Raw genomic sequence first — 18,180 nt, 5'->3', positions numbered from 1 at the left:
GGATTGGCACCCCGAAATATTGATATAATTTTTGTAAGTAAATGCAGCGCCACGATCGGGATTTACGCCAGTAACTAATGACTGCTGACTAAATAAATACCGATAAACTTGCTATCTGGCTTCGCGCTTCAACATTTCCTCAATCGTCAAACCTACAGCTTCTTCGCCACCGAAAATAGTGCCTACACGACGCTTGGTAAAATGACCCATAGCAGTTGTATAAGCCTGTGGAGGTAGAGCTACGTACTTGACATCGCGCGCTAGTTTAGCACCGTTCTTGATATAGTATTCGACAAACTGCTTCACTTCCGGTTTATCTGCCGACTTGGCATTAACGTAGATGAACAGAGGACGGGATAGCGGTTGATAAGAGCCATTTTGCACTGTCTGTGCAGAAGGCAATACAGGTCCTCTACCACCATTAATTGCCACTGATTTGAGCTTGCCCTTATTTGCTTCGTAATAAGCGTAGCCAAAGTAACCTATGGCATTTTTGTCGCGAGAAACACCGTTGACTAACACGTTGTCGTCTTCGCTGGCAGTGTAGTCGCCCCGGCTAGATTTAGATTTACCGACGATCGCTTCAGTAAAATAGTCAAAAGTTCCAGAAGCCGTACCAGCACCAAAAAGCTTCAGGGGTGCGTTGGGAAATCCTGCCCGAATTTGGTTCCAGTTATTGATTTTACCCTGAGCTCCGGGTTCCCACATTTTCTTGAGTTCGGCAACTGTCAAGTTTTGCGCCCAGGTATTTTGGTTGTTAACCACCACTGTCAGAGCGTCATAAGCCACGGGGAGTTCTATATATCTAATCCCAGCTTGAGCGCAGGCCTGTATCTCCGCTTTCAAAATCGGTCGGGAAGCGTTGGAAATGTCAGTTTCACCGCGGCAGAATTTTTTGAAGCCCCCACCCGTACCGGAGACGCCCACGGTAACTTGTATGCCTCTGTTGGTTTTTTGGAACTCTTCGGCGACAGCTTCGGTAATCGGGTAGACTGTGCTGGAACCGTCGATTTTAATTATTCTTTGTCCTTGAGCCTGAATCGCTGGGACTGACATACCAATTGCCGCAGCTACAAATGCCGATGCACCGGCTATTGTCCAGCCGTTAAGCTTAAATTTCATCAAATTGAGCGCCATATAATTTGATCCTGTGCGTTAAGTATGATGAGCAGCGAATCCTATAGGAGGATAACAGTCGATCTTTAAATTTTGAATTAATTTAGATTATGAACAGTTTAAATTTTTCCCACGAACTGAGATAATGGACTGTTGAACCAATCTTTTGATGACTATAAAATTGATCGGGAAAAAGCTTAAACTAGAAAGGGCAGCGACAATTGTTTTTTTAAATAGGCATCTCCAGAAAAGCCAGTTTTGAACAGGCAGGATGCCTGTTCCACAAAAATTATTGGATATGTCTAATGTGCTATTTGCGATCGTCTTGAAAACTTTGTAAGGTTTTTTGCAAAAATGTCTTCACCACTTCTGAAGCGAGAGTTAGGTGTTTTCGGCGCAACTCTCATGGGCCTGGGCTCAATCCTCGGTACCGGAGTATTTGTGAGTATCGGCATTGCGGCGGAAGTTGCTGGGCCGGGGGTGATTTTGGCTGTGGGTATTGCAGCTTTTGTTGCTGTTTGCAATGGCCTTAACAGCGCTCAATTAGCAGCAAATCATCCTGTTAGCGGCGGTACTTATGAATATGGCTACAAATATCTCAATCCTTGGCTGGGTTTCACTGCCGGCTGGATGTTTTTGTTGGCGAAAACGGCTTCTGCGGCTACTGCTGCTTTAGGTTTTGCGGGGTATTTTTTAAATGCAGTTGGTGTCGCCGATCGCACTTACCTGATCCTAACAGCTTTAGTCGCCCTCGCCGCCATCACTTTAATTGTATTGACGGGAATTAGGCGATCGAATATTGCCAATACTGCCATAGTCTCAGTTACACTTCTATCCTTAGCAGTGTTTGTTGCTGTCGGTTTGCCAGAGGTAAGGTGGGAAATGGCCACCGTACAGAATGATAGCTCGATCGGCTCCATCTTCCAGGCCACCGCCCTGATGTTTGTCGCTTATAGCGGTTACGCCCGCATCACCACAATGAGCGAGGAAGTGCGGGAACCGAGGGAAACCATTCCCAAAGCCATAATTTTCACTTTGGTGCTGACAATGCTGCTTTACGTCGGGGTAGCAGTAGTTGTCGCGGGCGCGGGGGGAGCCGATAAATTGTCTTTACAACCAGGCGGCACGACTGCACCCTTGGAAGTCATCGCCCGCAGTTTCCGAATTCCGGGAGTTTCTCAACTGCTAGCCGTCGGCGCAATTACCGCTATGTTGGGAGTCTTGCTGAACTTAATTTTAGGGCTGTCGCGCATCTGGCTGGCGATGGGGCGACGCTTGGATATGCCCAGAGTCTTGGCGCGGCTGAATCCTTCGGGGACAACTCCCTACGTGGCTGTGGTGGTTGTGGAAGTTACGATCGCACTTTTAATCCTCGTCGGCGATGTCAAAACCACTTGGTCATTTAGCGCTTTTAGCGTTTTGATTTACTACGCTATCACCAACCTCGCCGCCCTGCAACTTTCCCCCGCCGAAAGACTTTATCCGCAGTGGTTGGCTTGGGTGGGTTTGGGGAATTGTCTGTTTCTGGCTTTTTGGGTGGAGAGACAAATTTGGCTGACAGGATTGGCATTAATTGTCGCCGGTTTAATTTGGCGGGCGATCGTCCGACTCCCGGCGAAAAACTAGAATTGTGATAAATTGAAACAGCATCCCGCATTGTAGAGGGCCATGCCCGATCGAACCTCCGAGCTTGCGACTCAAGAATCTCTCGCATTCAGCGCCATCAGTCGCTATATAGCTCAAACCCTAATTACCATTCAGGAAAAGCATCCCGAATGGATAACTGAAAAATACAGGAAAACCCCCTGGGCCAAACCTGATTTTCAGTCAGTTTTGATTGGAAAATTGACAAAAAGTTTCACAGTAGCCAGCGATACAGATTCCCTGGTGCTGAGTGCGAAAAAATACCTACAAATTCTGCTGATTCCAGAATTCGTTAATTCACCTCAATTCAGTAAATTATGTGCCAAAATTCAGCAGCTAGCCCAATCTCAAACAGCACCAGCTAAATCACAAAACTCAGTTTCGTCAGAACCTCCAACTCCAACAGCCAATCAACCAGCCCCGCTTCCTGTCGGTATTGCTATTTTGCTGCTAGATGTCGAAAACTTGCAACTCACCATCGAAACCGAAAAATTTTTAGAGGGAATTTGCCACTATCCCATCCAAATCAAAGTTGCCTTTGCCAACTGGCGCAGCATGGGCAAAAAAGATGCCGAATTTCACCAGCGTGGCTATCAACTAATTCACGTCCCCCCCGGCAAAGACAGCGCCGACTTAAAAATGGCTACAGTCGGGGCATCGATTTTCGTACATTATCCCACAGCCAAGGAGATTTTTGTCTGTTCGTCCGATCGCGCCCTCACTCACCTCAGCAACACACTGCAAGCCCACGGACTAACCGTATTTCAAGTCCGCAAACAAATAGATAAAATCCTAGTTTTAAACAGCAAAACCGGACAATTGGAAACCCATTCCCTAGTAACCACACCGGAAATAACCCCCCTAGAACAATTAGTTATTCAGCTCAAAGAATTAATCAAAAAAGAGCAAAAGCGTACCTCAACTCAGTGGATAAAACTTTCTACAGTTTCAGCTTTATTTAAGGAAAATTACGGCTTAGTCCTCAATCAAGTTGTTGCCCATCATTTGCTTGGTACTAAAACCAGGGATATATTTATCAAATATCCCACCGATTTTGTCCTCCACAAACCCTCAGAAACTTCTCAAACTTATGTCACTCTTTTTGAAGTAAGATTATCGCCCCCACCGCCAATACTTAACCAAGAAAATCTGAATAACCACCAGCCAGCACCTGCAACTTTGACCGATATTAATTCTCTCGAAGACTTAGAAAGAGCTCTTGTCAAAATCGTTGGCGACTTAACCGACAACTCTCCTGAAAATTCTGTATTTCTCTCCAATGTTGGTAGTGAATTTCACCGACAATACGGCAAACAAATTACCCAAATAATTAAAGATTTTAATTTGGGTAAGAAATTCACTAAATTTTTGCAATCCTGCGCTTCTCTCCAGCTAAAAAAAGCCGAAAAAGGCTGGCAAGTTTCTCTCAATTAATTAAAAATTAAAATATATAGCCATCCTAAATAATTTGTGAATTTCTTACTCCCTCCCCTTGATAAGGGGAGGGTTGGGGTGGGGTCAAAAATTTACGACTCCTGCAAGGATTGCTATATCAACATCCCCATTACTAGCAACTTGAGTTATCATACAATCTGGACGTAAAGAAATGTAAAGGGATATGCAGGACAAAGTTGTGGTTGTGGTGGGTGCGACTGGCGGCATCGGTTCAGCAGTGGCCCGCAAACTCGCTGATGCGGGTGCGAGGCTAGTGCTCGCCGCCAGAGACAGCAGTAAATTAGACACTTTAGCTAGCGAACTTTCAGCAACAGAGGTACTGTGCGTGCCCACAGATATCACCGATTTGCCACAAGTCGAGACGTTGATGCAGACAACTCTGGAACATTTTGGACAAATTGATGCCCTCATCAACGCCGCCGGTGCCGGAATTCTCAAGCAGTGGAACAAGTTAGAACCCGCTGATTTAGATGCAATGCTTGACTTGAACTTGAAAGGCAGTTTTTACACGTCTCAAGCAGCGGCGAATGTGATGAAAGAGCGCAAATCCGGCCACATTTGCAATGTCATCGGGATTTTGGGCAAGCATTCGATGGCGATGGGAACGGCTTATTGCGCTTCAAAGTTTGGGGTAGTTGGTTTCAGCAAGTGCATGGCAGATGAACTGCGACGCTACGGCATTAAGTTTACGCTATTCTATTTTGGCGGGGTGGATTCTCCCTTTTGGGATAATGTGAGTTTGAAGGTAGACAGGTCAAAAATGCTGAGTACCGAAACTGCTGCAAATGCGATTATGTTTGCTCTTTCGGCTGACCCGCAAGCTGTGCCGATGGAGATTAATATTCAGCCGGAAAGTCATTTGTTCTTTTAGCGATTGAGGAGTCAATCGATTTTCGATTTTCGATTTTCGATTTTAGAGGCGACCCCACGGATCAATGCTCTTTCTTGAGGATTTTCGATTTTCGATTTGGGATTGATTCCACGGATAAATCACGTGGCGGGTATCACATGAAGAAATTCGCTTGTCATTTGAAGGCAGAAGACAGCTTCGATTTTCGATTTTCGATTTTAGAGGCGACCCCACGGATCAATGCTCTTTCTTGAGGATTTTCGATTTTCGATTTGGGATTGATTCCACGGATAAATCACGTGGCGGGTACCACCTTTGAAATTCTTGGTCATTTGAAGGCAGAAGACAGCGGCGCCTCAAGCCCCGAAAAATTATCATATCTTTAGGTTTGAGAACTTGCACAGCACCTAATTATGTAGAGTGCTCTTCTGCCGCGCACCTTACCCATATAAGTAGCACGTCAAACCATTTTTTGCCTTAGTCCTATTGGCGAAGGTCTAGCGGTCAAACCTAAGTTATCGCAGACAACGGGTTTCTTTTAAGTGCCGACTTATTTCTGCCTTCAGAGGGAGCTAGGATATTCAATCTTTAGGTTATTATTAAGTGGGCGCGCAATAAAAAGTATGAAACATCTCCATTACTCAGTCCCTACCTGGCAGTTTGACCTTGAAAATCAGCAGATTTTCCATTTTTCAGTTTCCATTTTCAATTATTGATTATGGAGTTCGATCGCATTCAATTTTACGTTGAAAACGCTCAAGTATCCTGCGACTGGTTTGTCAGCCAGTTAGGCTTTCAATCCATAGCAGGTTATGCCAACAGCCACACTCACACTGAAGTTGTCAGCAGTGGCAATGTATGTTTTGTTTTATCTTCGCCCCTGACACCCGCTAGTCCCGCTGCTAGTTGGTTGAAGTTTCATCCTCCAGGGATTGCCGATGTGGGTTTTCGGGTAAAAAATATTGAATTAGCGGTAGCTAGAGCGGCTGCTGAAGGCGCTAAAATCCTGGAACCGATTCAAGAAGACCTAAACGCAGGAGGCTATTTTAAGCGGGCAAAAATCGCTGGCTGGGGCGATTTAAGTCATACGCTAGTGGAGCGAATTGGCAGCCATTCACTGCTATCGGCTTCGGATAAGCGGCCGTTGTTTACCCGGATTGACCACGTAGTGTTAAATGTTGAATCTGGGGATTTATCAAGTGCTGTTAGTTGGTATCAAAAAATATTAGGTTTTCAACCGCAGCAAAATTTTGACATTCAGACTGAGAAATCGGCTTTGCGTAGCCAAGTTATGGTGCACGCTGAAGGTGGGGTGCAATTCCCGATTAATGAACCGGCATCAGCTAATTCTCAAATTCAAGAGTTTTTGAGCGCAAATCGGGGGCCGGGAATTCAGCACATGGCTTTGCAAACTAATAATATTGTGGGGGTTGTTGCCGATTTGCGATCGTGCGGTTTGCCTTTTCTGCCGGTTCCTCCAACATACTACTCGGAATTGCAGCAGCGGCAAAACTATTTGCCCGCAGATTGGCCAGCAATTGCAGCTTGTCAAGTTTTGGCAGATTGGCAAGAAGATACTCCCGCAGCAATGCTGCTGCAAATATTTACCCAGCCAATTTTTGCAGAACCGACTTTCTTTTTCGAGATTATTGAGCGCCGAGTTAGTTTAGTTAACGGGAAACAGGTACAAGCTGGAGGTTTTGGGGCAGGGAATTTTCGAGCTTTGTTTGAGGCAATTGAACGCGAACAAATGAAGAGAGGAAGTTTGATAGATGATTGATAAAAATTCCACTTTTTCGGTCATACAGGCGTGTTAATCAGCACTGCGATATCTTTCCAACCGTAGGCAATTTCTTTGAGGGCAACTCCTGCTCTAGTTGTTTGCTTTTCGTCTACTTTTTCACCTCCTAATAATTCATAAAACCTATAGGCTGAATTGTCTCCTAGTACCCAAACTAGCATCGAGTTCAAACTTAATTCTGCCAATTTTGTGGCAACTGTTCTCACGAGTTGCCGTCCGATTCCTTGACGCTGATATTCCTCCAAAATATAGATGGCAAATAATTCTCCTTTATATACATATTTGCCAGTGCGCTCGCCACCACCCGCAGCAAAACCCACAATTTCTCCCGATTCATTCTCAGCAACGTACACAAAGTTTTTACTTTTTTCTGCATTTACGAGGATTTCTTGCCAATTGCTTTCTCGCTTTTCATAGGATAACTGTGCGAGGTAATCTGCTGGTACAATTTCCCGGTAAGCTGTGCGCCAAGTATCTAGATTCACCCGTGCGATTGCAGGTGCGTCAGCGATGTTAGCTTCTCTCACAATCATCAGAACATACTCCTTTCGGGCTCTGAAATTCTATTTTCAAGTCTAGGGCAACTATACGATCGCGCCCTTCTAGTTTAGCTCGATACAGCGCTCGATCGGCTTGTCCAATCAACTCCTCGATCGATGAACCAGCAGCAGGTACAGTAGTAGCGATTCCCATACTGAGAGTTATAAACTCACTTACCTTGGAAGCAGCATGAACAATTGCCGCAGCTTTCAAATCCCTGCGAATTGATTCAGCTACCTGCTTTGCTCCTTGCACATCAGTTCGCGACAAAATTACCGCAAATTCTTCGCCACCGTAGCGGGCGGCTAAATCTCCTGCCCGCTGAGCGTTGCTAGCTAAAATCTCGGCTACTTGTTTTAAACATTCGTCGCCTCCTTGATGCCCGTAACGATCGTTGTAAAGTTTGAAAAAATCGATATCGCACAAAATTAAAGATAGCGACTCTTTTTCTCGCTCCATCAACTGCCATTCTAACTCCAATTTTTTGTCAAAACAGCGACGGTTGGGAATTTGAGTCAATCCATCCACCGAAGCGAGCCGCTGCAATTCCATGTTAGCTGCTTGTAATTCTAATTTGGCTTGTTCTAAAGCTAAATTTTGCCGAGCTAATTCTTCACTTTGGCGTTTTTCTTGTTCGTACAAAAATCGGATTGAAGCTTCAGCTTCTTGCAATTCTTGCTCTGCATATTTGCGCTTAACAAATTCTCCTAATTGAGAACTTACCACAGCTATGATCTGAAGTAAATCTTGATCCGGTGGCAGTTCTTCGCGGCAAAAAAAAGTCATTACTCCTACAACTTGGCTCCTAGCGTGAATGGGGAAACCGAATCCCGATCGCAGTCCCGCTTCCTCTGCCAAGCGCGATCGCACGAAACTGGGATCGCCCACAAGATCAGTAATCCACTGCGTAGAACCGCTTCTGGAAACCGCTCCCGGCAAACCCTCACCCGCAGCCAAAGTAATCTGCTGATAGTTTTCGGCAAACTCCCTAACTTCCTCCGCTGCCTGCCAAACGGCCACCCGCCGCCAACAAGGAGTTTCCTCGATCGGACAGCAAAGTGGCAGGCACCACAGCGGATCTTGTTCCGATTTTATTTCCTCACCCAATCTAGTTTCTTTCTCCGCCTCTGCAGGCGTCCAAAGTTCGCCAAAATCCCACCCAAAACTTTGGCAAATAGCTTGCAAAATTTTCGGAGTTGCGCTATCTAGAGAAGTTGATTCTGACAGGATATGAGTCACAGCATACTGTGCTTCTTGACACTTTTTTATGCGTTGTTGCTTGGTAATGTCTTTGCCGATATAAACAAAATCTTGTATAACCTCGCTATCTGCATCCGGGTTTCCTGGGCTTGTCTCGAAAGTAGAGCATGAAAACGCAATAATCAGCTTTAAACCTATTTTCGTTTGGCAAGCTACTTTTACTTGAGGCCAATATTGGCTTTTAAGTGCAGGAGGTAGCTGGCTGACTTTGCGTAACAATTCCTCCTCTGCCGTAATCAGGGATATGGATTGACCGATTAATTCCGATTCGGTATATCCAAATAATTTCTGTGCAGCTTGATTCACTTTTTTGATTTTTCCCGATGTTCCGGTTACGAACAAAACATCGCCTAGGGAATTAATAATTTTGTCAATATAATCGCCAGTCGCAGCTAAGTAATCGACTTTCATACTGTTTTCGTTGGCAGCCTGAACCATGCTTTGCTGAGCTGCAATGCTATCTGTCACATCTTCGCATAAAATAATCAATCTGTCAGCATTGGCTTGTGCCTTATAACCAAATATGTACAAATTTAGATACAAATAAGATCCGTCTTTGAGAACTCGGTTAATTGATTTTAACTGAAAGTCTTGCTCTCCTTCTTCAATAATGCCTTCAAGGATTCCTTCAATTCCGAGCAGTTCGGGAAAACTATCGCGCACGTCTTTTCCTTCGGCTACTTCTTCATGAATGTAGGCAAAATCTTGCACTTTCAAAGATATTTCTTTAATCTTAAGTTCCCGATCGACTGTGAGGTATTCAATCCTGCGTAAGGATAACAGCTTATAAAGAAGAATATTAATACTTCTGGGGCTGCTCTCTACAGTTAATGTGGGAAGCATCTCGTTATTGTAGAGCATCTCTCTCAAAGGTTAGCCGGTAAAGTTAGTTGTTGTTTGGCTGCGATTTATCAGGGAAATTTTTATACTGGCAGATGTTATCACCTGTTATCGCTGGCTCATTTATGCAAACAGTACACTTTGGATTCTCCAAGCAGTTTTTTGCTTATTTTAAAAATGGGGCTAAATATTAATTTGACCCACTTTTTGTGAGAAAGCGCAGTCAAAATCAGCCTCGATTGAGGTTGAGATTTATCAACAATATGTAGCGGTTTACACTATTTGTGCGACACATTTTAATTTTAAATTTCCCGATATGGCTGACAACCGCTCAAGTTGATGAACAGCACAGTTTAATTCAAATGTTTGCTTTAATTAGCACCATTCCTATAGACCTTACCTCCCCTAGGTATTTGTGTCAATTTTTGTAAAGAAAGTGTTACCTTTAAATGATATAGTATCGAAGGATTTGTATACAAAGCTTAAAAATACTCTGCTAAATGCTGAGACTTATTACCGACTTTGACGGCCCGATTATGGACGTGTCCGATCGCTACTACCGAGTTTACCAGAAGTGTCTCGCCGAGACTCAACGTGAGGGTCAAGCAGTGCGCGAACTCCCCAAGGCAGAGTTTTGGGACATGAAGCGCGCGCGGGTTCCCGAAACCGAAATCGCCATCCTCTCTGGATTAGATGCAGATCAAGCCCGCGATTTTGCCCAGAAACGCCGTCAAACCGTCCACACGCTTCCCTACATGATTTACGATCGACCAGTTCCCACCGCTGTGGAAACTCTCGAAAAGGTGCAGGGCGCTGGAGTAGACTTAGCGGTGATGACCATGCGCCGCGTTAGGGAACTAGATGAAGCCTTCAACCGCTGCAATTTAGGGCATTTTTTCCCAGAAAACCGCCGCTATTGCCTCCCCAACGATTACGTTAAAACCGGGGATGTCAAAGATAAGCCCCTGTTGATGGCAAGAGCTCTCGCCGAACTGCCGCCGGCTTCTGACACTTGGATGGTTGGCGATACGGAGGCGGATATTATAGCAGCAAAAACGCACGGTGTCAAGGTAATTGGTGTTTTGTGCGGAATTCGCGATCGCACCCAACTAGAAATGCACCAACCGGATTTAATTGCTAACAATTTGAGCGAAGCAGTTGAGATTATCTTAGATAGTCAGTAGTCATTAGTCAGTTGACAGTTGTCAGTTGACAGTTGACAGTTGACAGTTGGCACTGGTTAATTATTGTTATTGGTTAATTGTTATTGGTTGGTTCGTAGGTTTTAGGTGTTAGTAGTTAGTTGATTGTTACCAATTACTAATTACCACTCAACAATTACCAATAACTAATGACTGTTGATGCTTGACTAATGATTGATGACTGTTGACAACTGACAACTGACAACTGTCAACTGTCAACTGTCAACTGACTATCGCAGAAAACTGCTAACCAGCCACAGAATTAAAAACGTAAACACAGCGATAAATTTCTCTGTTGTTATAAATGCCGGACTGACCAAAGAACCCAAAAATCCTCCCAGCAACAAGCCTATAACCAAGCCAGCCACAGTCAGCAGCACGGCGCGACCAAATTTTTGTTCCTTGCGATTAATAAAATAAAGACAACAGCCGACCCCAAGAGCCAGAGTCAACTGTAGTAAACCATCATTAGCCGCCGGATAAATACTCAGTCCGCCTAACCCCACATACACCCCAGCCGGCCACAAAATGTCCGATCGACTAGGAGTATCGATTAACCGCTGCAACCAAGCTGGGCTGCCACTCGGAGGAGACGGAGTAAAGCTTGGGGGTGGGGGAGTCAGCCGTTCGGGAAAGCGGATGCGTTCGGGCACTTTAATTTTCCCTTCCTGTCGCTGCCGCAGGCGATCCATGAGGATCGCATCGTAAGCGGCTTCGATCAATTCCAAACGTTTCTTGTCACCGCTGTACTGCTCGCCTAGGCGCGTGCGGGCCTCTTGCACTTCATCAAAGGAAGCATCTTCATCGACTTCAAGAAGTTGATAGGGAGTTGGCTCACTCATTGTAATAACCCGCTGAAGACTCTCGTTATAGAGTAATCTTAACAAGAGAGGAAAGCGGGGCGGGAGCTCTGCCGCTTTCCCAAAAGTTTTGCTGCTAGTTTTTAGTGCTTTAAAACAGGAACCAGCAAACCTTACGAAGGTTGAAACTAGAAGGCATTTGGCATTCGTAAATAAAAAATAATGAATCCAAAGATTGTTATTTTTATCTTGGCCGTCTAAAATTTTACCTTCTGCCAAATGCCCTCAGAAGGGACTTGTCCTGCAGGCGCTCACAATTCCCGACCACTGGACTTTTTTAAGTCGATCGCGGCGATAGGAAAAAAAGCGAGCCGAGTCAGAATAAGTACAGAAAGGAGCGATCGCCACTTGAGAAAGATCGATTCCCAACTGCTGCAATTGCAGAGCATTGCAGAGGCGAACATCCAAGCGTACTTTTCCCGGTTCTGGATCGGCTAAAACAGGCGTTTGCGGCAGTTGATGCAAAAACTCGCAGATGCCGTCGGCTGTCGCACTAACGGCACTCTTAGGAGCAATGGTGGCTCCCAGTTCCGCTGCTACTTCCACAGATACCTGGTAAACCTCTCCAGCGATCGCCGGCCCCATAGCAATCTTCAGATTTTCTAGTTGACTGCCTTGTGCCACAAGTTGAGCGATCGCCTCTGGTAATATCTTAGCAGCAGTCCCGCGCCAACCCGCGTGAACTGCCGCAACGAGTCCCGTGCGATCGTCAGCAATCAGCACCGGCACACAGTCAGCCGAGCAAACCCACAGCGCCTCCAATTCTCGAGCTGCCACCAAGCCATCAGCCTCAGCATAGCTTGGGGCAGGGGTTTCCGGGGCCGGAGCCACAACGGGTGACAACTCACTCGTTTTGAGTACCGCATTGCCGTGTACCTGTTGGAGTCGGTAAACCTTAGCTCCAGGTTCGAGAACTTCCGTCAGATCGATCGGCCCCTGGGGCGAGAAATCGCGAGTAAAAAAGCCGTGAGACCAGCGAGAAAGCAAGCTGCAAGTTAGATAGGGCAAGCCTTCAGAACTCTGCCAGTCCCAACTGATACCATCAGGCTGTCTGAGGCCCTCAGAGTTTGGAAAATTTGTCAAGCGATCGCCAGCTACAGTCATGAAACCTATCCTTACTCAAGCGAATCATTTGCCTTGTATTGTAAACAATCAAAAATTTTGCCGATTAAGCCGATTCAGTTTAAACCCACATCTTGCACCATTCTCGCTTAACAGGCTTTCCGGCCTGTTCCACAAGAAAATTCACTCTTTGTGGAACAGGCCGGAAAGCCTGTTCATAAAAAGCTTATTGACAATGGTGCAACATCTGAGTTTAAACCCACGATCGGCTTTAATCAAAAAATCCCCATGCCTGGGCGCTTAACTCCGGCGGACGCCACCAAAATTTTGCACGACCCGAGAGCAAAATTTTAGTAACTAATTAACATAAACGAACGCCAAAGCGCTATCATCGGTGTGACCGTCACAGACGAGTTACGGGTGCAATCAGGCTCGAAAAAACCGGATATCGATCGCGACTGAATGCGTAAAGCATTTGAGCTTGTTCTATGTGCAGAAAAAATTGCCTCAAGCCCGGTAAAATCAGTTAGGCCTGTATATAAAGACAAGGATTGCCATACATTCGATCCTGACTTCGAGATCCTTGTGCCCCCTGTTGAGTTGGGAAAAAAAATCGTGAAACCAGTTCCAGACAAGCAAATAACAGCCCATTTGAAAACCAAACAGCAAAAAAAGAACCCTACAGGCGCCCGGACTCGATCGCGCCTTTTGTCCGATCGCTCACTGCTGGTGGGACTGGGTTGTCTTGCCAGTCTGGGACTGCTCAGCAAAGGCTTAGTTTGGGCCCAAGCCGAAACTCCGCCAGCAGAACAAGCCGTCCCCGGCGCAGCAGACCTCCAGCCATTATTTGAAGCTCCTCTCCCGCCCCCGGAACCCGCATACAGCCAAGTGGAACCAGAACCATACCCTGAACCGCAGGCAGAAGTTCCACCGTCCGAGCCTTTCGATCCCGAACCTGCCTGGGAGCCGGAGTACGCCAGCGAACCACCTCCTACCCAATATTATCTGCCAGAGCCCGCCCTGATTCCCCTGCCAGAAGCGACGGCCCAGGAGCCACCTTTTGAAGCGCCAGTTAACCCAGCCCACGCTGAAATCGACCAAACAGACTACAGCATTGGTGCTACCAGCGAGTACGAAGAGTACCAAGAGTACGAAGCGCCAACGAGAATAGAGTTTGCAGAGCGATCGACCGGGTGCGAAGGAGAAGGCGGTTTGTGCGCGCCTCCTCCTGTTTCCGAGCCGGTGACGGCAGATGCCGGAGAACCCAACTACAGAGAGGAACCTCCGATCGCAGACGACGGCTATATTGCAGCCCCTCCTCCTCGAAATCGGCCAGAAAGCCTTCCGGGCGATGTTCGGGGAACTGTTGCCGGAAATAGTAGCGGAAATCCTGTCAGTAAACTCGGTCAAGCCGTTCAACAAATAGGCAGCCAGGTTTGGAGGGATTCAAACCCACCGGCATCTGGTTACGCACCCCCGCGCTACTCGCCGAACGCTGGATACTCCGCAGACACTGGATACTCGGCTAACGCTGGATACTCGTCGGCTAACATCGGCTACTCCGCAGACACTGGATACTCCGCAGACACTGGGTATTATGCCGGATCTGCATCTTACGGCGGCGGCGCTCCAGCGCCCAGCATGGGACTTGGGCCGGTTCAAGTCGGTGCCGTTAGTGTCAGCAGTGGCAGCAATACCGGTTTTGCTTACTACAATCTCACGCCGCGTCCCCCAGGCGTGCCCGGAAATGGCAACACCAGCTTGCTGTTTCCGCTATCTATTGCTTCGGCAATTACTTCGCCGTTTGGGTGGCGGACTCATCCAGTTCTGGGCTACGGCAGGTTTCACACCGGAACAGACTTGGGGGCCCCGATGGGAACGCCCGTACTGGCGGCCTATGCGGGTCAAGTGGCGATCGCCGACTGGTTGGGCGGTTACGGTTTGACAGTGGTTCTCAACCACAACAAAAAGTCTCAGGAAACTCTCTACGCCCACCTTTCGGAACTTTTTGTGAAACCGGGAGAGTTCGTGAAACAGGGAGAGACGATCGGCCGCGTCGGCAGTACGGGAATGTCTACAGGGCCTCACCTTCACTTCGAGGTTCGGCAAATGACCGATCAGGGTTGGGTGGCGATCGACCCGGGCTCTCAGCTAGAATTCGCTCTGGCAAAAATGATCGGCAGTTTGGAAACCGCCAAAGTACCGCAAATGCCGAAAATGGTGGAAATACAAACCGCTAGCTCACTCAAGGATTGGGAAAACGATCTGCCCCAGCTTCCACCTCTGCCGCTGGGAATGGACATCGAAGTTCACAACCTCCAGCCGCCATTCCCGGAATTCTTAAAAGCTGATACTTCTAAGCCCAAAGATGCCGAAGCAGTCAAACCCAAACCTCAGAAGCAAGCTAACAGGTAAAAATTGGGGATGGGCTAGATTAATTTTCTTGTGGAAGGGTCGAAAAGCCAAACCCCTACTCCCCACAAGAAAATTAATGTTTTGTGCAACCAGTACGCGAACTCGTTGTTTTTCCTCGTTACCAGGCTCTTTCGGGTAACGAGGAAAAACTGATAAAAAATGGTAACTTGCAGCTTATGCTAATAGCGCAGCATTTGTGGGAATTAATTTTATTTCTGATTATTGTAGTCGGGCCGATTCCCTTAAGCTTGTCTCTTGCCTTCGAGAATCACAAAGAAAACAATAACTATTCATTTCCCCATTTTCTCCTCGTACTCCTGACGGGATGGAGTATTGCCCAAGTTTGTATCGGCTTGATTTTAGGAAGTGCCGATCGACTAAATATTACTGCGGTGATTATAGCAGAAATTTTGATTTGTGCGATCGGCTTCATCCTGATTTATACAAAAAACCACAAAACTTTTACCTTCTCCGAGTGGCCGATTCCCCAACTCAATCAACCTCGGACTCTCTCAGAATCACTAATTATTGTTGCCACCGCTTTGGCTGGATTTGTGCTGTTGGAAACTATCGCAACCAAACCCATAACCAATTATGATTCATTGTGGTTTCACCTGCCTGCGATCGCCCGATGGTATCAAACCCATTCATTTACATTATTAGATGCCGCCGGAAATTGGATTTTTGAACAAGAGCAAGCACGAGTATACCCCTACAATTGGCACGTTTTATCTGCTTTGTGTGTGCTTCCCTTCGGAGAAGATTTTCTAGCAGCTTTCCCCCTGGTAATTGCGTGGGTACTTGAGGGAATTGCCGTCTATCTATTAAGCATAAAATTTGGAGCAACCCGAATTCACGGTATGGCAGCAGCATCTTTAGTATTGACAGTACCGATGATGCTCAACCAAGTTAACACCATTCAGCCAGATTTACCGCTAGCTGCAATATTTACAGTCTGCTTGTATCTAGGTTTATCCTATCATAGCAGCAGATCGCAATCGGAACTCTCGCTATTTTTGGCAACCGCAGGAATGCTAGCCGGAATAAAGATCACGGGAATAATCTATGCAGCCTCACTTTTAGGAGGATTAGCAATATTAGAAATTAAAAGATTCGCGGTTAATAAAAAATCTACACCAGCTCATTTTAGAATTCGCCACTTTCTCAAACCAGTGTTACTTGGCGGCCTAGCTTGTTGCTTGCTTTTAGGATGTTTTTGGTATGCGAGAAACTTGCTGCAAATCAATTATCCTGTCGGCGAAGTCGGCGATATTAAAATTCCCTTAGATCCTGTTTCCTTCCCGTCTCCCATAACTGCACCCATACCTCCGGTACAGAAGCAGCCCGCTTCGCCACTTCTAAAGATTTGGCAAAGCACTTTAGCAGCTCAATTTAATCCCAGCAATATTTCCCACTGGAAAACTGTCGGCGTACAAATTATCATTAGATTGCAACTGCCCTTTCTGGCGATCGCACTTCAGGTATTGGCAGCGCCTCTGGTTTTTATCCAGGGTAAAGCCAGAATAATTAATCAAAATAATATTATTTTAATTATACTTCTCGCCAGCACAGGAATTCTGTATCTATTTACACCTTACACGTCCGGTACGGCGGGAGATTCGATCGGTAAACTCAGCCCTTTACTGGGTTTTAACCTCAGATACGGCTTTCCCTTTTTAAGCTTGCTGGGCATCGCAGCAGCAGCTACAGCAACTATCTTGAAAACTCCAAATCTAGTTGTTCTGGCAGTGGTTTTGGTTAGTGGTTTGTTCGGAATTACTAGCAACACAATTTTTGATTATATTAAAAATGCTTCTTTCACCGGAGATAGTATTGTTTGGGGTAGTTTGTTGATTGACAATTTTAAGTCTAACCCAATAGAAGCTATTAATACTATCGGGAAAATATTAGGCCCCAGTTTGCCAGATATATTAAGATACCCAATATTTTATCTGGTGTCAGTGACGCTGGCTGCGATATTGTGGAAAATCAATCCTGGCTTAGGATGGCTGAATCATCTATTTCCCACCCAAAAAAAATCGATTTACATAGTGATAATTGGTGTCTTTATCGGATTGATAGTAATTGGTAATTGGAGGGAAAAGCGAGATTTTGCACGCACCGAACTGTATCGTGGTATTTACGAATATATTGATAAAAATACAGTACCAGATCAAAAAATAGGCTTCTTTTTAAGTTCGCGCAGCTACCTATTTTACGGGAGAAATATGGACAGACAAGTCTTATATGTGCCGTTTAGAGCCGATCGACTTTCGGCATGGATTGACAATCTACGGCGAAATAAAATTAGGACTGTAGGATTCGGGCCCCTGACTGGGACAGACGCAGCTACCAGAAAAGCTCTATCTTGGCTGACAAGTGCCGAGGGCCCGCTGCAACCAGTTTTCGGAAAAAATTTTAATACTGAATCGGTGTTGTATCGTTTGAAAAATTAAAATATAGCAGTTATAATTCAATACGATTTATTGGCTACAGGGCTGCAGAATCGGGAAAATCGATTTGTGGAAACACCACACTGCTTAATCGGAGGTATAACGGTAAACGCGCTGCCGAATAACATCTATTCGACTGGCAGCCAGCAACTGATCGATTAAGCTGTTCTACATTTAAACTGTGTGTCAAAAATCAATAAAACTCTTGTGGGACGGGCTTCTAGCCTGTCCCGAATTCCCAATTTAAATGCTCCACAGCTTACCTTTACAGCTACTATAATGCTATGGGCGATCGCGCGGAATTTTTTAGTTCTCAAAATGCTGGATTTGAAGGCACTAATATTCAGAAAATGCAGGTGGAAAGATATGTGTCTCGCCGTAAATAACCGACCCAAAAATCCCGAATAGGGAGTACATTTGGCGTTGGTTGAGATGGAGGGCAGCGGGTAAATTATCTGGAACAATCTTCTGAACCTGTGCAAGAATTAATGAAGTTAGCTCGTAATAAAATTAGCTTTTATCAACAGCGTATACAGGGAGAAACCCTGAGTCCTTCTAGTTCCTAGACATCTTTGTCACCCTCCCAGAATAAATTGCTAAGGATTGCGAATTAAATAACTTACAATTTTAATTGTTATTGTGGGATGGGCGTCCCGCCCGTCCAAAAAGGACGGGCGGGACG

The 18,180-nt window shown here is 45.9% G+C and carries 12 protein-coding genes; 7 read left to right on the top strand and 5 right to left on the bottom strand.

Going from position 1 to position 18,180, the window contains the following annotated elements; all coding sequences use genetic code 11:
• Positions 1-111: 111 nt before the first annotated feature.
• Positions 112-1,137 (bottom strand): PstS family phosphate ABC transporter substrate-binding protein, encoded by a 1,026-nt coding sequence (locus QT987_RS22955; protein WP_333244745.1) that lies wholly within the window; start codon positions 1,135-1,137, stop codon positions 112-114.
• Between the two features lie 333 nt (positions 1,138-1,470).
• On the opposite strand from QT987_RS22955, the gene QT987_RS22950 reads away from it, so the two are divergent.
• From QT987_RS22950 to hppD, 4 genes are all read left to right on the top strand, one after another.
• Positions 1,471-2,742 (top strand): APC family permease, encoded by a 1,272-nt coding sequence (locus QT987_RS22950; RefSeq protein WP_333244741.1) that lies wholly within the window; start codon positions 1,471-1,473, stop codon positions 2,740-2,742.
• A 42-nt stretch (positions 2,743-2,784) separates the two neighbouring features.
• Complete coding sequence (locus tag QT987_RS22945; RefSeq protein ID WP_333244739.1) at positions 2,785-4,194, top strand: NYN domain-containing protein; 1,410 nt, start codon at positions 2,785-2,787, stop codon at positions 4,192-4,194.
• Positions 4,195-4,378: 184 nt separating this feature from the next.
• A complete protein-coding gene (locus tag QT987_RS22940) occupies positions 4,379-5,086 on the top strand; it encodes an SDR family oxidoreductase (protein WP_333055228.1) in 708 nt (235 codons plus the stop codon).
• A 697-nt stretch (positions 5,087-5,783) separates the two neighbouring features.
• Positions 5,784-6,845 carry a 4-hydroxyphenylpyruvate dioxygenase gene (gene hppD, locus QT987_RS22935; protein WP_333244736.1) on the top strand — a complete coding sequence of 354 codons (1,062 nt, stop codon included), beginning with the start codon at positions 5,784-5,786 and terminating at the stop codon, positions 6,843-6,845.
• Between the two features lie 20 nt (positions 6,846-6,865).
• Here hppD and QT987_RS22930 read toward each other — a convergent pair whose 3' ends face one another.
• Both QT987_RS22930 and QT987_RS22925 read right to left on the bottom strand, forming a co-directional pair.
• Entirely contained in the window at positions 6,866-7,399 is a 534-nt protein-coding gene (locus QT987_RS22930; protein WP_333244733.1) for a GNAT family N-acetyltransferase, read from the bottom strand.
• Entirely contained in the window at positions 7,380-9,527 is a 2,148-nt protein-coding gene (locus tag QT987_RS22925) for a diguanylate cyclase domain-containing protein (RefSeq protein WP_333244730.1), read from the bottom strand. The genes QT987_RS22930 and QT987_RS22925 overlap by 20 nt, the downstream gene beginning before the upstream one ends.
• A 479-nt stretch (positions 9,528-10,006) precedes the next feature.
• Here QT987_RS22925 and QT987_RS22920 point away from each other — a divergent pair, with 479 nt between their 5' ends.
• Positions 10,007-10,690: an HAD family hydrolase gene (locus tag QT987_RS22920; protein ID WP_333244727.1), complete on the top strand. Its 684-nt coding sequence runs from the start codon at positions 10,007-10,009 to the stop codon at positions 10,688-10,690.
• Between the two features lie 248 nt (positions 10,691-10,938).
• Here QT987_RS22920 and QT987_RS22915 read toward each other — a convergent pair whose 3' ends face one another.
• Together QT987_RS22915 and pgeF are read right to left on the bottom strand one after the other, a co-directional pair.
• Complete coding sequence (locus tag QT987_RS22915) at positions 10,939-11,550, bottom strand: CPP1-like family protein (protein ID WP_333244724.1); 612 nt, start codon at positions 11,548-11,550, stop codon at positions 10,939-10,941.
• 243 nt (positions 11,551-11,793) lie between these two features.
• Positions 11,794-12,672, bottom strand: coding sequence for a peptidoglycan editing factor PgeF (pgeF, locus tag QT987_RS22910; protein ID WP_333244721.1), 879 nt, complete (start codon positions 12,670-12,672; stop codon positions 11,794-11,796).
• Between the two features lie 573 nt (positions 12,673-13,245).
• Here pgeF and QT987_RS22905 point away from each other — a divergent pair.
• Both QT987_RS22905 and QT987_RS22900 read left to right on the top strand, forming a co-directional pair.
• Positions 13,246-15,045, top strand: a complete 1,800-nt coding sequence (locus QT987_RS22905) for a peptidoglycan DD-metalloendopeptidase family protein (RefSeq protein ID WP_333244718.1) — start codon at positions 13,246-13,248, stop codon at positions 15,043-15,045.
• Between the two features lie 83 nt (positions 15,046-15,128).
• The gene (locus QT987_RS22900) at positions 15,129-17,501 is read left to right on the top strand and encodes a hypothetical protein (RefSeq protein ID WP_333244715.1); all 2,373 of its coding nucleotides are present in this window, start codon (positions 15,129-15,131) and stop codon (positions 17,499-17,501) included.
• Positions 17,502-18,180: the final 679 nt, after the last annotated feature.

Origin of the sequence: Microcoleus sp. SVA1B4, assembly GCF_036700545.1 — a bacterium.
Lineage (GTDB): Bacteria > Cyanobacteriota > Cyanobacteriia > Cyanobacteriales > Microcoleaceae > Microcoleus.
Note: the sequence above shows the minus strand (reverse complement) of the source record. Positions and strands in the feature narration are given on the sequence as shown.

Bases quoted from the DNA above. Each gene is read 5' to 3' on its own strand.
- QT987_RS22920 (WP_333244727.1), top strand. From the start codon at position 10,007: ATGCTGAGACTTATTACCGACTTTGACGGCCCGATTATGGACGTGTCC.
- hppD (WP_333244736.1), top strand. From the start codon at position 5,784: ATGGAGTTCGATCGCATTCAATTTTACGTTGAAAACGCTCAAGTATCC.
- QT987_RS22925 (WP_333244730.1), bottom strand. From the start codon at position 9,527: ATGCTCTACAATAACGAGATGCTTCCCACATTAACTGTAGAGAGCAGC.
- QT987_RS22915 (WP_333244724.1), bottom strand. From the start codon at position 11,550: ATGAGTGAGCCAACTCCCTATCAACTTCTTGAAGTCGATGAAGATGCT.
- QT987_RS22955 (WP_333244745.1), bottom strand. From the start codon at position 1,137: ATGGCGCTCAATTTGATGAAATTTAAGCTTAACGGCTGGACAATAGCC.
- QT987_RS22945 (WP_333244739.1), top strand. From the start codon at position 2,785: ATGCCCGATCGAACCTCCGAGCTTGCGACTCAAGAATCTCTCGCATTC.
- pgeF (WP_333244721.1), bottom strand. From the start codon at position 12,672: ATGACTGTAGCTGGCGATCGCTTGACAAATTTTCCAAACTCTGAGGGC.
- QT987_RS22950 (WP_333244741.1), top strand. From the start codon at position 1,471: ATGTCTTCACCACTTCTGAAGCGAGAGTTAGGTGTTTTCGGCGCAACT.
- QT987_RS22930 (WP_333244733.1), bottom strand. From the start codon at position 7,399: ATGATTGTGAGAGAAGCTAACATCGCTGACGCACCTGCAATCGCACGG.
- QT987_RS22940 (WP_333055228.1), top strand. From the start codon at position 4,379: ATGCAGGACAAAGTTGTGGTTGTGGTGGGTGCGACTGGCGGCATCGGT.